The organism is Flavobacterium sp. GNP008 (assembly GCF_056428965.1).
Map to the genome: position 1 here is coordinate 383,907 of NZ_JBWJVL010000001.1, position 14,658 is coordinate 398,564.

General features: G+C 33.9%; 16 protein-coding genes. 5 read left to right on the top strand and 11 right to left on the bottom strand.

Annotated features, from left to right (window positions below; translation table 11 throughout):
* The first annotated feature begins 88 nt into the window (after positions 1-88).
* The gene (locus tag AC0608_RS01805) at positions 89-1,366 is read left to right on the top strand and encodes a replication-associated recombination protein A (protein WP_478287931.1); all 1,278 of its coding nucleotides are present in this window, start codon (positions 89-91) and stop codon (positions 1,364-1,366) included.
* A 73-nt stretch (positions 1,367-1,439) separates the two neighbouring features.
* Here the strand turns inward: AC0608_RS01805 and AC0608_RS01810 are convergent, their stop codons facing one another.
* The 6 genes from AC0608_RS01810 to AC0608_RS01835 are packed head-to-tail and all read right to left on the bottom strand — an operon-like array spanning position 1,440 to position 6,176.
* Complete coding sequence (locus AC0608_RS01810) at positions 1,440-2,201, bottom strand: hypothetical protein (protein WP_478287932.1); 762 nt, start codon at positions 2,199-2,201, stop codon at positions 1,440-1,442.
* A gap of 2 nt (positions 2,202-2,203) precedes the next feature.
* Positions 2,204-2,893 carry a YjjG family noncanonical pyrimidine nucleotidase gene (locus tag AC0608_RS01815; protein WP_417961119.1) on the bottom strand — a complete coding sequence of 230 codons (690 nt, stop codon included), beginning with the start codon at positions 2,891-2,893 and terminating at the stop codon, positions 2,204-2,206.
* A gap of 9 nt (positions 2,894-2,902) precedes the next feature.
* Positions 2,903-3,598 carry a RadC family protein gene (radC, locus tag AC0608_RS01820; RefSeq protein WP_478287933.1) on the bottom strand — a complete coding sequence of 232 codons (696 nt, stop codon included), beginning with the start codon at positions 3,596-3,598 and terminating at the stop codon, positions 2,903-2,905.
* A gap of 11 nt (positions 3,599-3,609) precedes the next feature.
* Positions 3,610-4,068, bottom strand: coding sequence for a GNAT family N-acetyltransferase (locus AC0608_RS01825; protein WP_478287934.1), 459 nt, complete (start codon positions 4,066-4,068; stop codon positions 3,610-3,612).
* Positions 4,069-4,075: 7 nt separating this feature from the next.
* Positions 4,076-5,431, bottom strand: coding sequence for a UDP-N-acetylmuramate--L-alanine ligase (locus tag AC0608_RS01830; RefSeq protein WP_478287935.1), 1,356 nt, complete (start codon positions 5,429-5,431; stop codon positions 4,076-4,078).
* A gap of 37 nt (positions 5,432-5,468) precedes the next feature.
* Entirely contained in the window at positions 5,469-6,176 is a 708-nt protein-coding gene (locus AC0608_RS01835; RefSeq protein WP_417961127.1) for a tetratricopeptide repeat protein, read from the bottom strand.
* Between the two features lie 144 nt (positions 6,177-6,320).
* On the opposite strand from AC0608_RS01835, the gene AC0608_RS01840 reads away from it, so the two are divergent.
* Positions 6,321-7,136 (top strand): UDP-2,3-diacylglucosamine diphosphatase, encoded by an 816-nt coding sequence (locus AC0608_RS01840; RefSeq protein ID WP_478287936.1) that lies wholly within the window; start codon positions 6,321-6,323, stop codon positions 7,134-7,136.
* A gap of 85 nt (positions 7,137-7,221) precedes the next feature.
* Positions 7,222-8,214, top strand: a complete 993-nt coding sequence (locus tag AC0608_RS01845) for a glycosyltransferase family protein (RefSeq protein ID WP_478287937.1) — start codon at positions 7,222-7,224, stop codon at positions 8,212-8,214.
* 64 nt (positions 8,215-8,278) lie between these two features.
* On the opposite strand, the gene obgE is transcribed toward AC0608_RS01845, so the two are convergent.
* From obgE to hpt, 4 genes are all read right to left on the bottom strand, one after another.
* Positions 8,279-9,280 (bottom strand): GTPase ObgE, encoded by a 1,002-nt coding sequence (obgE, locus tag AC0608_RS01850; RefSeq protein ID WP_417961133.1) that lies wholly within the window; start codon positions 9,278-9,280, stop codon positions 8,279-8,281.
* Between the two features lie 89 nt (positions 9,281-9,369).
* Positions 9,370-10,641 (bottom strand): hemolysin family protein, encoded by a 1,272-nt coding sequence (locus AC0608_RS01855; RefSeq protein WP_417961135.1) that lies wholly within the window; start codon positions 10,639-10,641, stop codon positions 9,370-9,372.
* A gap of 158 nt (positions 10,642-10,799) precedes the next feature.
* Positions 10,800-11,372, bottom strand: a complete 573-nt coding sequence (locus AC0608_RS01860; protein WP_417990329.1) for an adenylate kinase — start codon at positions 11,370-11,372, stop codon at positions 10,800-10,802.
* Between the two features lie 12 nt (positions 11,373-11,384).
* Positions 11,385-11,915, bottom strand: coding sequence for a hypoxanthine phosphoribosyltransferase (gene hpt / locus AC0608_RS01865; protein WP_478287938.1), 531 nt, complete (start codon positions 11,913-11,915; stop codon positions 11,385-11,387).
* A 216-nt stretch (positions 11,916-12,131) separates the two neighbouring features.
* On the opposite strand from hpt, the gene AC0608_RS01870 reads away from it, so the two are divergent.
* Together AC0608_RS01870 and purE are read left to right on the top strand one after the other, a co-directional pair.
* Positions 12,132-13,283, top strand: coding sequence for a 5-(carboxyamino)imidazole ribonucleotide synthase (locus tag AC0608_RS01870; RefSeq protein WP_478287939.1), 1,152 nt, complete (start codon positions 12,132-12,134; stop codon positions 13,281-13,283).
* 96 nt (positions 13,284-13,379) lie between these two features.
* Positions 13,380-13,862: a 5-(carboxyamino)imidazole ribonucleotide mutase gene (gene purE, locus AC0608_RS01875; protein ID WP_478287940.1), complete on the top strand. Its 483-nt coding sequence runs from the start codon at positions 13,380-13,382 to the stop codon at positions 13,860-13,862.
* 50 nt (positions 13,863-13,912) lie between these two features.
* On the opposite strand, the gene AC0608_RS01880 is transcribed toward purE, so the two are convergent.
* The gene (locus tag AC0608_RS01880) at positions 13,913-14,584 is read right to left on the bottom strand and encodes a hypothetical protein (protein WP_478287941.1); all 672 of its coding nucleotides are present in this window, start codon (positions 14,582-14,584) and stop codon (positions 13,913-13,915) included.
* Positions 14,585-14,658: the final 74 nt, after the last annotated feature.

Consider the following 14,658-nt stretch of genomic DNA (forward strand, 5'->3'; position numbering starts at 1 on the left):
TAAAAAGATATAGTGAACAGCTGGAAATAGCTGCAAAAAAAATTAGAAACTAAAACGAGTTCAGTTTGAAAAATAGTAATTTTACATCATGGAAGCACCACTTGCAGAACGCATACGACCACAAAAATTAGAAGACTACATCAGTCAATCTCACTTGGTAGGACCAAATGGCTCTTTGACACAACAAATTGCAAAAGGAATCATTCCGTCTTTAATTTTTTGGGGGCCACCAGGAACGGGGAAAACAACTTTGGCACAAATTATCGCACAGGAATCAAAGCGACCGTTTTATATTTTAAGTGCTATCAATTCCGGGGTTAAAGATATTCGTGATGTGATTGAAAAAGCCAAGCAAAGCGGTGGTTTATTTACCGCTAAAAATCCTATTTTATTCATCGATGAGATTCATCGTTTCAGCAAATCACAACAAGATTCACTACTAGCAGCCGTTGAAAAAGGGTGGATTACACTTATCGGTGCCACTACCGAAAACCCAAGTTTTGAAGTTATTCCTGCTTTACTTTCCCGTTGTCAAGTTTATGTTTTAAATGCTTTTACCAAAAAAGACTTAAAATTATTACTAGACCGAGCTATGAAAACAGACCCCTATTTGTTGAGAAAAAACATTAAACTGAACGAAACAGAAGCCTTATTACGACTTTCCGGTGGAGATGGACGTAAGCTATTAAATATTTTCGAACTTGTGGTAAATGCATCTGATGAAGACGAAATTGTAATCACTAACGATCTAGTTTTTAATTTAGTACAACAAAACACAGTTTTATATGACAAAACAGGCGAACAACATTATGACATTGTATCTGCTTTTATAAAATCGATTCGCGGTAGTGACCCTAACGGCGCTATATATTGGCTTGCCAGAATGATTGAAGGTGGCGAAGATGTAAAATTTATTGCCCGAAGAATGCTTATTCTTAGCAGTGAAGATATTGGAAATGCAAATCCTACTGCTTTTATTATGGCCAACAATACATTTCAGGCCGTTGCAATTATTGGTTATCCTGAAAGTAGAATTATATTGAGTCAATGTGCCATATACTTAGCGACATCCCCTAAAAGCAATACCTCTTATTTAGCCATTGGAACCGCACAACAACTCGTAAAACAAACTGGAGATTTACCTGTCCCTATTCACCTTCGAAATGCGCCAACTAAATTAATGAAGGAATTAGGATATGGCGAAGAATACAAATACGCACATGATTATAACAATAATTTTGCAGAGCAGGAATTCCTGCCTGAAGGATTAACTAATAAACCAATATATACTCCCGGCACTAATTCCAGAGAAAATACAATACGAGAATTTCTTAAAAATCGCTGGAAAAATAAATATGGATATTAATAATTCAAAAGAAATCATGGGAGAAATCAATACAATTTCTTTCTATAAATTTTAATTATTTAACGTTTCAACTCTAAAACTTTATGGTGACACTTTCAGACCATAATTTATCGTTTTGAAAATATTCAAAATACCACTGGCTATTTTTACTGACTAAAACTCCCTGAATATTTCCTTTGTATGCGATGTAACATTCTTTATTAGAAGTGTTAAATACTTTCATAATAACTTTTGGCGTACTGTCTATTAATTGATAGCCGGTAGTAGTAGGTTGCGCATAAAGCACGTTAACATCTGTCTTATTTATTACATTAGTCCCCGTTCGTAACGTTTTTTCAACCTCAGCAAGCGAAGCCGTTACGGTTGTACTTATTTCTTGCAACGCCTTTGGCTGAATTTTTGTAACTGCAGTTCCAGTATATGTATATTGTAAATCATTGACTGATTGAAACGCTTTATTTAATGCCTCAGTATAAGCAGCTTGGTATTCTTTTTCTTTACTCATACCGGTTCCTGATTGAAAAATCATTTTACCATTACAATCCTTGAAAGTAATATACAGTTTTGTTGTTAAAAAAGACTTTTCCTTTACCACATCCACATATAACAAACTACATCTATCATTAAATTCAGTTGGAATTATCTCATTATTATAAAACGAATTAAAACCGGCTTTATTCAAATTAAACTTGGTTAATGTATTCAAACGATATTGATTCTCCCCTTTTAGAAAATCATACTTTAAAGGAACAATTAAAGCTTTATACTCATTCACTGATTGAGCATAAGAACAATTAATAACGAATACTAATAGGGTAATAAATAACTTTTTCATATTTACAAATATTTTTTAAGTTCTAATAAATGATTAATTTGTTTGATGTGATCTTCAACCAGCATTTTACTCTCATTAAAATAAATAGCATCCAATCCCGCATCAAGTGCGCCTTGAACATCCGCGTCTAAACTATCTCCTATCATGATACTATTGGCTTTTTGAGCATTAGCCAAATCTAAAGCGTAATCAAATATAATAGGGTTTGGTTTTTTTACTCCTGCCATTTCAGAATTAGTTATAGTCTGAAAATAAGTTCCGATTTTTGAATTATTCAATTTTCTAAATTGAACCTCTGCAAAACCATTTGTAATAATGTGCAAGTTATATTTCGGTTTCAAATACTCTAATACTTCAATTGTCCCATCAAAAAGATGATTATTATCCGGTAAAAAACGAATATAATCTGTGGCAATCGTTTCTATATCCTCATCAGAAATAGAATAATTCATTGCATCAAAAGAGTACTTCAATCGGTTGTAGCGCAACTCTTCATGGGTTATCTTATCGTACTGGTATAATTTCCAACACGCTTGATTTATAGGCACATATTTATCAATAAATTCTTTGGTCTCAATGGTTGGATGCTTACTATTGAAAATAGTTTCAAATGTCAACTCTGAATTTTTATCAAAGTCCCAAAGCGTATGATCTAAATCGAAAAAAACGTCTTTTATGTGTGTGTGTTTCATTTTTTTATTTTAAAATATTCCTTCATCCGCAAAGCTGAAATAACTGTTTTCAGTAATAATAAGATGATCCAATACTTTTATTTCTAAACTATCGCCTGCTAACTTCAACTTTCTTGTAATATGCTTGTCTGCATCACTGGGAATTAAACTTCCTGAAGGATGATTGTGACACAATACCAATGCTGTGGCCCCCATTTCGAGTGCCGTTTTGAAAACTATTCTGACATCAACTAATGTCCCCGTAATTCCACCTTTACTTAATTGTGATTTTGAAATCACTTTATTGGAATTATTTAAATAGATAATCCAAAATTCCTCATGTGGCAGTTCCCCAATAATAGGCTGCATAATATCAAAAATTATTTTACTAGAAGTAATTTTCTTTAATTCTACTACTCCTTCCGAACGCCTTCGCCTACCTAATTCCATAGCTGCTAGGATAGAAATTGCCTTTGCTTCCCCTATTCCTTTAAAAGTCATCAATTGTGAAAGGGATAATTTACCCAGTGCATTCAAGTTATTATCGACACTTGCTAAAATGCGTTTACTTAAATCCACCGCCGATTCGTTCCTACTTCCTGAACCTATCAAGATGGCAATAAGTTCCGCATCACTCAAAACACTTTTGCCTTTTAGCATGAGTTTCTCCCGTGGCTTATCCTCTTCGGACCAATTCGTAATAGGAAAAAAGGGATTTTCGGCCATTCATTTAGTGTTTAAAGTTGTTTACGCATACAAATACTGTTTTTTAAACCTACATAGGGTTCGTAATTATCAACTATAGCATACCCGGCCTTTAGATACAGCGCAATAGCTTCTTCTTGTTTGTATAACGTTTCCAAAACAGAAAACGAATACCCAAAATCTTGTGCCCAAAGTTCTAACTCTTTCAAAATAGCTTGAGCCAAACCTTTTCCTCGCACTTCTGGAGAAACAAACATCCGTTTTATTTCAATTGAACTTTTATCGTACTTCTTAAAACAACCGCAGGCTACAGGCTTGTCCTTGACATAAACAACAATAACATTTGGATTTAATTCCAAAATATTATTACCCCAATAATCCACTTTTAATTCTGGATATCGGTCCCATAAGCTCTTGTCTAATTTAGCTATCAAATTGACAAAATCTGGATTTTCACTGGTGGTTTTAAAAATTTTTAGGGTGTCCTTCATAAATTCATTATTGTATCAATACCTTAACCTCATCAAAATTCAGCCCGCCATAATTCCCGGAACTCATCAACAATAAAGCTGAATTCTCTAAATTTAAATGAAATAAATAATCTTTGAAATCTTTGGGATTAGTATAAATTATTAAATCTTTTCTATTGAAAGCCGTTGCAATTTGTTCATACGAAACTTCTTCCAATTGCTTAATTTTTACTGCATCCGGTGAATAAAAAACCACTGCGGTATCAGCAAACTCCAATGCGCCTTCATATTCTTTCAAGAATTCCGCATTCAAACTACTATAGGTATGGAGTTCTAAACAAGCAACTAAGGTACGGTTTGGATATTGTTCTTTAACCGCTTTGGTAGTTGCTGCTACTTTACTTGGGGAATGTGCAAAATCTTTGTAGGCAACTTTTGTTTTACTCTCCGCAATTTTTTCCAATCGTTTTGATGCGCCTTTAAAACTAGCAATCGCTTCGTAAAAGTCAGCTTCATCAACTCCCATATTCTGGCAAATCCATTTGGCTCCAGCTAAATTATTAAGATTATGTGCCCCAAAAACTTCAATTGGCATATCGCCCTCTGGTGTCTCAAGGAGCGTGATTCCATCACTTACAGAATACTTTGGGGTATGATACGCTAATTTACGTATTGGATTCGTAGCCGATTCGGAAACACGTTTTACTTCAGCATCATCTTCATTGTAAACGAGAATTCCTCCATTAGTAATTTTACCAATAAAAATTTCAAATTGTTCTACGTAATTTTCATAGGTAGGGAAAACATTAATATGATCCCAAGCAATTCCAGAAATCAAAGCAATATTAGGTTGATACAAATGGAACTTTGGCCTTCTGTCTATCGGCGAAGACAAATATTCATCCCCTTCTAGAACGATAAAATCATTTTCCTCGGTAAGATGTACCATCGTATCAAATCCTTCCAGTTGGGCTCCTACCATGTAATCTAAAGCTATACCATGGTAATGCATCACATGCAAAATCATTGAGGTTATGGTTGTTTTCCCATGAGAACCACCAATTACGACACGAGTTTTATTTTTGGATTGCTCGTATAAAAATTCTGGATAAGAATATATTTTTAATCCTAGTTGTTGTGCTTTCAGCAATTCTGGATTATCCGCTTTAGCATGCATTCCTAGAATAACAGCTCCGATATCTTGTGTAATATTTTCAGCAAACCAACCCAACTCTAAAGGCAAGATTCCTTTTTTAGCTAATCTTGATTTTGATGGTTCAAAAATGGCGTCGTCACTTCCCGTAACTTGATATCCTTTGTTGTGTAATGCTAAAGCCAGATTGTGCATGGCGCTTCCTCCGATAGCTATAAAATGTGTACGCATTAATTGTTTTAATTTAAGGTTTTACAGTCCAAGTGAATTAAAAATTACTTTGAACTTTTTTGTTATTATAGGATTCTAAAAGAGATTTTGCCTTTTCAGTTTCATTCATTTTATTCTTATACAAGCTAGCTAGCTTTTGGTAACTTATTTTTGAACCTCCGGCAAGGATTGCTTTTTTATACTGCTGTTCCGCCCCTTTATATCGTTTGAAATATTCCTCAATATGTCCTCTGGACAAATAACCATCAACAGGAGATAATCGCAATAATTCATTAGAATATTTCACCGCCTTAGTTTCACTCCCACCAATAATACCTGGTAATTGAATATACAATTCTATTAAAGCCCAGCGCGCGTCTATGTGTTTTGGATTAAGACTTATAGCCTTTTCAAAAGATGCTTTCACTTCAGCAATCATCCCAAGCGCCTTAAATTTACTGCTCTCTTTAGCTCTCATTCCCATCGCACCCCCATATTTATAATAATAGTTGGCTTCAGATGGCTTCACTATTTTCAACTTTTTATAATAAACAATTGCTTTATCCCAAGAATTATAAAAGCCTGCAATATCTCCTAAATACTCTATCGTTTTTAGATCCGATGGATTCGTTTTTAGAACCGATTCAAATATGGTTTGCGCCTGCTCATACTTTTCCTCTTTGAAGAGTTTTTCCGCTTTTTCAAAATTGGATTGAGACCAAATCATAATAGGAAATAATAAAAAGACTAGTATAAAATGTTTCATTCTTCAAAAATAAGGAAAATTTAAAGTATTAAACAGCTTTTTTAATCTTAAAAAAAGTTAACAAATCAATATGTGTAATGTGTAATAATAATACATAAGAAACATTACCATAACACAGAGCAATTAATTTCGTCAAAACAAATTATGAAAAGAAAGAGAAAAATTCCTTTAGTCGTATTAAGCGATGTACACTTAGGAACATATGGTTGTCAAGCCAACGAATTACTGCAATATTTGAAATCGATTCAGCCAAAAATGCTGGTTTTAAATGGAGACATCATTGATATGTGGAGTTTTACCAAAAGATATTTTCCCGCCTCACACATGAATGTATTGCGACAAATCATAAAAATGTCCAATCAAGGAACCCGGGTTATTTATATTACTGGAAATCATGATGAAGCTTTAAGAAAATATTCCGATTTTATTTTAGGGAATTTTGAATTGGCAGATAAATTAATTCTGGACTTAGACGGAAAAAAAACCTGGATTTTTCACGGAGATGTTTTCGATTCTTCTACAAAAGGCTATGCAAAAATATTGGCCAAACTTGGCGGAAAAGGCTATGATTTATTGATTTTGATAAATAGTTTTATCAATTGGGTTTTAGTCCTTTTAGGAAAAGAAAAAAGAAGCTATTCTAAAATGATTAAGGACAGTGTAAAGAAAGCCGTTTCTTTTGTGTCAAATTTTGAAACTACAGCCGCCGAAATTGCCATCCAAAAAAAATACAGCTATGTAGTTTGCGGACACATTCACAAACCCCAAATGAGAGAAGTAGAAAACGAATATGGAAAAGTTATGTATTTAAACAGTGGTGACTGGGTCGAAAACCTTACCGCATTGGAATACAAAAAAGAAAAATGGAGTATTTATCAATACAATAAAACGGACTATATACACCATGATAACAAAGAAGAATTAATTATGAATGACATTGTAACCAAAATTCTGTCCTAATTAATTCAGCTACTTTATAAAAATCTATTTCATTTTAAAGATCAATTTAAAAAAACTACTATTCAATACCATTTAAATAAAGCACATGAAAATATTTTATGCAATTCAAGCAACTGGCAACGGTCATATCAGTAGGGCTATGCAACTTTACCCATATTTACAAAAATTTGGCACTGTAGATTTTTTCATGAGTGGAAATAATGCTAGTCTAAAAATTGATTTACCAATAAAATACAAAAGCGACGGGTGTAGCTTGCACTATAGTAAATGTGGTGGATTAAATTATTTAGATATTGCTAGAAATATTAGACCACTACAGATGTTTAAAGATGCGAAATCCCTGCCTTTAAAAAATTATGATGTAGTAATTAATGATTTTGATTCCATTACTTCTCTTGCGTGTAAATTACAGAAAGTACATTCCGTACAACTTGGACATCAAGCCAGTTTTGCTTCAGATTCAACCCCCAGACCAGAGAAAAAAAGTCTTGTGGGAGAAATAATTTTAAAACATTATGCACCTTCTCCACAGTATATTGGATTGCATTTTGAGAAATATGATTCTTTCATTCTCCCTCCAATTATTAAAGATGAAATTATAGAAGCCGAACCAAAAGATCTAAAACACATAACCGTTTATCTGCCTTCTTTCCAAAAAGACTGTTTAGAAAAGGCTTTTAATAAACGCACCGAGATTAATTTTCACTGGTTTTTGAATGATGTAAAACTCAAACATACCATTGGCAACATCACCTATTATCCTGTGAATCAAAAACAGTTCAATCAAAGCTTAATCAACTGTCATGGCATCATAACCGGTGGTGGATTTGAAACACCCGCAGAAGCATTGTATCTTAGAAAAAAAATACTTAGCATCCCTATACGAAATCATTACGAGCAAGAGTGTAATGCCGCAGCACTAAAAAAAATGGGGGTTCCAGTAGTTTACGAAGTAGGTGATAATTTTGAGTTAATTATAGAAAACTGGCTTAATACGGATACTCCTATCCCCAACATAATAGCTAATACAGTCCCTGAAACATTACAGTTCTTATTTGACACCTATAATAGCAATTAATTCAAATTATAGCAATAAAAAAGGTGTTCTAAAAGAACACCTTTTTTTATGAAATTTAAGAAAATTAGTCGTTCAACATTTTCCACAACTTGTCTTTTAATTCTGTCAAACCTTGTTGAGCAACAGAAGAAATAAACATGTACGGAATATCTTTGAAAGCGACATCTAATTCTACTTTAAGTTCCGCTCTCAATTCATCATCGAGCATATCGCATTTTGAAATTACTAACAAACGCTCTTTATCCAACATCTCTGGATTGTATTTTGTCAATTCGTTAACTAAAATATCATACTCGGCTTTAATATCTGTCGTATCCACGGGAACTAGAAATAATAAAGTTGAATTACGTTCAATATGACGCAAGAAATAATGTCCTAAACCTTTCCCTTCGGCAGCACCTTCAATAATTCCGGGAATATCAGCGATTACAAAAGATTGAAAATCTCTGTAGGCAACAATTCCAAGATTTGGCTTTAAGGTAGTAAACGGATAATCTGCAATTTTGGGTTTAGCTGAAGTAAGTACTGACAACAATGTTGACTTACCTGCGTTAGGAAAACCCACTAAACCGACATCAGCCAATACTTTAAGTTCTAAAATCACATCCATTTCTGCTCCTGGTAAACCAGGCTGTGAATATCTTGGTGTCTGATTCGTTGAACTTCTAAAATGCCAGTTTCCTAACCCTCCTTTACCTCCACGAGAAAGAATTTGTTTTTCACCGTCTTCGGTAATTTCAAATAGTATTTCTCCTGTTTCTTTATCTTTTACTACCGTTCCTAATGGAACTTCGATAAATTTATCGTCTCCATCAGCACCCGTACTTCTATCTCCGCTCCCATCACCACCATTACCAGCTTTGATATGACGTGCAAATTTAAGATGAAACAATGTCCAAAGACCTTTGTTACCAACCAAAAAAACATGACCACCACGACCACCATCACCCCCATCAGGACCACCTTTTTCAATAAATTTTTCTCTATGCAAGTGCGTAGATCCTTTTCCTCCTTTGCCGGAAGAAACATATATTTTAACGTAATCTACAAAATTCCCTTCTGTCATTTTTTTTAGTATTCAGCATTCAGTCGCAGTATTTAGTTTCAGCACCCATGTACTTAAATCCCAAATCCTATCTCCAAAAGCTTGTATTATTATTTAAGTGCTTTCACCATCACTTTATCAATCTTCACGCCATCCATATCTATGACTTCTAACTCAAATTTTTGCCAAATTAATTTCTCGCCTTGTTTTGGAATATGAGAAAGCTCGGTCATTATTAATCCACTTACCGTAGTGACTTCATAATCATTGATTAATTCATCCAATTCAAAATAAGTCAAGAAATCGTGTAACGAATAATGCCCGTCAACTAACCACGTACCATCCTCTCTTTCTATCAGTTGAAAATCATCCTTGTAAAAATCAGACGCATCTCCTACCAAGGCTTCCAAAATATCATTCAATGTAATTATTCCTTGGAAAACACCATATTCATCTGATACAAATGCATAATGTATACCTGTTTTTTTGAAATTTTCCAAAGCAATATAAGCCGTGGTTTGCTCCATCATAAAAGGAGCTTCGGTCATTATATCAGCCAAATTAAAATTTTCATTCTCAAAATGAGCAAAAATATTTTTTAAATTAACAACTCCTACAATATCGTCATAATTTTCCCCATAAACCGGATAAATAGAATGCAACTCTTTGAGCATAAAATCTTTGACCTGCTCTTTATCCGAATGAAAAGGTAAAAAGACCACTGATTTCCTATGTGTCATCAATGAATTTATCTTTCTATCTCCAATGTGAAAAACACGTTCCACAATATCTTGCTCTATTTCCTGAACTTCACCACCTTCAGTACCTTCTTTAATAATCGCCTTTATTTCCTCTTCGGTTACTTTTCCGTCTGCCGTTGGCTTAATTTGTAAAATATTCAGTAAAAAATCAGTTGAATGTGTTAGCAACCAAATGAATGGTGCGGTTATGATTGAAACTACTTTCATCGGTAAAGCTACAGCTTTTGCTATTGCTTCTGGATGATTCAATCCTAGTCTTTTTGGCAATAATTCCCCTAACACTAGAGAGAAAAAAGTAAGCACAACCACAACTAATCCTACTGCCACAGGATGTGCATAAGGAGTTAGTACTTCGAATCCTTTTATAAATACCTCAACATCTTTGGTTATTTTATCCCCACTATAGATCCCCGTAAGAATACCTATTAAGGTAATCCCGATTTGTACAGTTGACAAAAATTTATTTGGCGAATTCGCCAGGTCTAAAGCAATTTTTGCACTTTTATTCCCTTTTTTTGCTGCAGTCTCTAATCTGTTTTTTCGTGCAGAAATCAATGCGATTTCTGACATCGAGAAAACCCCATTTAATAGTATTAGAAAAAATATTATTAGTATTTCCAATTTCTTAGTTGATTCGTTTATGTATTAAAATGTGATTTCTAATTTTTTTTTTGAAATCGGTAGTTTGTAGTTTCTATTCTGTAGTTCCGAAAGCAGTAAAATTTTATTGAAAAAACCACTTACCATCCAGGACTCGTAAGAACTACTGGAATTTACTGTTATAAATTATCAATCACTTCACTAACTCTTTTGGTAATCTCTGCAATGGAACCTATTCCATTAACAGTATAGAATTTACCTTGAGTTTGATAATACTCCATTAATGGTGCTGTTTTTTCGTTGTATTCCTGATAGCGATTTCTAATTTTCTCTTCATCTTGATCGTCTATTCTACCGCTTGTTTTCCCTCTTTCTAACAACCGTTGAACTAAAACTTCATCATCGGCTTCAAGGGCAATTGTCGCGGCAACTTTAGACCCAATTGAAGTTAGAAATCGATCTAAATCTTCAGCTTGCGATATTGTTCTTGGATAGCCGTCAAATAAAACTCCATTCGTCTCAGGATGTTTGTTCACCTCATCAATAAGCATTTTTGTAGTCAATTCATCCGGTACTAAATCACCCGCATCCATGTATACTCTTGCTTGCTTACCAAGTTCAGTATCGTTTTTTAAATTAAAACGAAATACATCACCAGTGGATATATGTGTTAATTTGTATTTTTCTTTCAAAAACTCTGCTTGAGTCCCTTTACCTGCTCCTGGTTTTCCAAATAAAACAATGTTAGTCATGTTGTTGTGTAATTATTCTTTTAATTTATATACTTCCGGTAAATTCCTGCCTAAACCATTGTAGTCCAAGCCATAACCCACAATAAATTTATTTGGAATTCGAATCCCAATATAATCTATTTTGATGTCTTTAGTGTATGCTTCCGGTTTAAAAAACAGAGTGGCTATCTTAAAATGTTTTACGTTTTGTTGTTTGAATAATTCTTTCAATGCTACCAAAGTATTTCCTGTATCTACAATATCCTCTATTATAATAACTGATCGTCCTGTCAAATCTTGGTTCAATCCTATCAATTGTTTCACTTGGTTTGTTGAAGAAATTCCTTCATAAGAAGCCATTTTTATGAAAGATACTTCACATGGTTTTTTATACAGTTTCATAAAATCTGAAACAACCATAAAAGAACCATTCAAAACACCTATAAATAGTGGCGTTTCATCAGCAAAATCGTCCCCTATCTGGGCTACCATTTTTGTCAAGGCAAATTCTATTTCTTTAGCCGAAATAAACGGAACAAATTGTTTATCGTGAAGTTGTATCATTATTTTCGTATTTAAAATAATGTGCAAAGATACTGAATTCGGGTTTGAGAATTGATAAATGAGTATTAATTTGTATTTATTAGTAAAATTCACAAAAAAAGAATTTAAAATGTAGGGAATGCGACAAATTATACAATAGAAATTCCGAAGAAAATAAAATACCATTTTCGGATTCAATCATTATAAAGTATCTTTGCTTAAACATACAACTAGATAATGAATTATTTTTCTTCTGATTTCAAATTAGGAATTCTCGGAGGCGGACAACTGGGCAAAATGCTGTTGTTTGATACCCGAAAATTTGACATACAAACCTATGTTCTGGATCCAAGTGACGAAGCACCTTGCAAAATTGCCTGTGACCAATTCTTCAAAGGCGATTTGATGGACTTTGAAACGGTTTATAACTTTGGCAAAAAAGTAGACGTTTTGACTTTCGAAATTGAGTTGGTAAATCTGGAAGCTTTGTTGCAACTCGAAAAAGAAGGATTAAAAGTATATCCTTCGCCAAAAACATTGAAATTGATTCAAAATAAAGGAATTCAGAAAGATTTTTACACGCAACATGCCATTCCAACAGCCAATTACAAACGATTCAACAACCTAAAAAGCCTAATTGTTGACATTCTGGATTCTAAATTAAAATTGCCATTTGTATGGAAATGTACGGAATTTGGTTATGATGGAAACGGCGTAAAAGTCATACGACAAATTTCAGATTTAGACAATTTAGCCAATGTTGAATGTATTGCTGAAGAAATGGTTCCGTTCAAAAACGAATTGGCTGTTATCGTTTGCCGCAATCCATCAGGCAAAATAAAAACCTATCCTGTAGTAGAAATGGAATTCCATCCAGAAGCAAACCAAGTAGAATATGTGATTTGTCCGGCTCGAATTGATAATAAAGTAGCCGAAAAAGCAAGAGCAATAGCATTGAATGTTTCAGAGAAATTCAACCATGTGGGATTGCTAGCGGTAGAAATGTTTCAAACCGAAGACGATGAAATCCTTGTGAACGAAGTAGCTCCCCGCCCACATAATTCAGGACACTATTCAATTGAAGCCAGTTATACTTCACAATTCGAAAACCATTTGCGCGCCATTCTTGATTTACCATTAGGAAATACTGACAGTAAAGTAGCCGGAATTATGGTAAATTTAGTGGGAGCCGAAGGATTTTCAGGTGAGGTGGTTTATGAAAATATTGAGAAAATATTAGGATGGAATGGTGTTACCCCGCACATTTACGGAAAAAAACAAACACGTCCATTTAGAAAAATGGGACATGTCACTATCGTAAACAAAGATATTAATGAAGCCCGAAGAATTGCCGAAGATGTCAAGAATACAATCAGAGTAATCAGTTAATTAAAAAAATTAAAAGATTGAAAAATTCAGGACACCAACTAAATTGAATTTCTCAAAAAATCTTTAAATACTCAAATCTTTAAATAAAAACAAAAAATGAAAGTAGCCGTAATAATGGGAAGCATTTCAGATATGCCAATCATGCAAGAAGCAATTGATATTTTAAAAGCATTTGATATAGAAATTGAAGTCGACATTGTTTCAGCACATAGAACTCCCGAAAAACTATTTGATTTCAGCAAAAACGCACACAATCGAGGCATATCGGTAGTTATCGCCGGAGCAGGAGGTGCGGCGCATTTGCCTGGAATGGTCGCATCAATGTCTCCACTTCCAGTAATTGGCGTTCCTATAAAATCAAGCAATTCAATTGATGGATGGGATAGCGTCTTATCCATTTTACAAATGCCTGGAGGTGTACCCGTAGCAACTGTTGCATTAAACGGCGCTAAAAACGCAGGAATTCTGGCAGTTCAAATTCTCGGAAGCCACGACAAAAGTGTGATGGACAAAATGATACATTACAAAACAGGATTAAAAGAAGCGGTAAACATCGCCTCAGAAAGTCTTCAAAAATAAAAAAAGCTCCATGATGGAGCTTTTTTTATTACTTTAAATCTTGCACTAATTTATTCCGCTTCAACTACAATCTCCAGAACTCCTTCAAATTCTGAAGCAATAATATCATCTTTACTCAACCAGTATTCAGAGGTTGTAAGCGTATAATTCAACATATCTTTAGTCTCTGCGTCCCAAAGAATATCCTCTGCTTCCGGGAAAGGTACGTTTTCCTTCATAGGAACATCAAACAATCTTTTGATAAGAGTACTGTCCGACAATCCGTTATTTAATAATTTTAAAATATTTTCTTTAGTCAATTCGTTTTCATTTTCTCCTGCTATTGGTGTAAAACTACATTCAATAATAGTAGCTTTTGCATTGGGAAATTTACCATTGTAAGCTTTAAAAAGCAATTGATTAATATGAAATAAAGTGGAATGCAATCCTATTTCAGGATATTCTTCACATACTTTGTCTAAAAGCATATCGTTCGAAATTTGCTGAATCTGACCTTCATTCAAATCTTCGGATAATTTATATTCTAATACGATTGCAGCAGCATCTTTAGGCTCGAAATCAGAAATTGCCATAAACAACAACTCTCTTAAACTAGCTGTATCAGCATCTGAAGCATCTGGGTAATCGAATTTCTCCAATAACTTTATGTAATCTTCGTCAGTCCAGTATCCTTCAATTTCATCTACAGTAGTCGCCCTATTTATTGTAATTTGGTAGTTCATCTTTTATTTAATTTTACGGTGTGTTTTTAATTCGTTTCTTCAAAAACCAATCTTTTTTTACAATTTAAGACTTT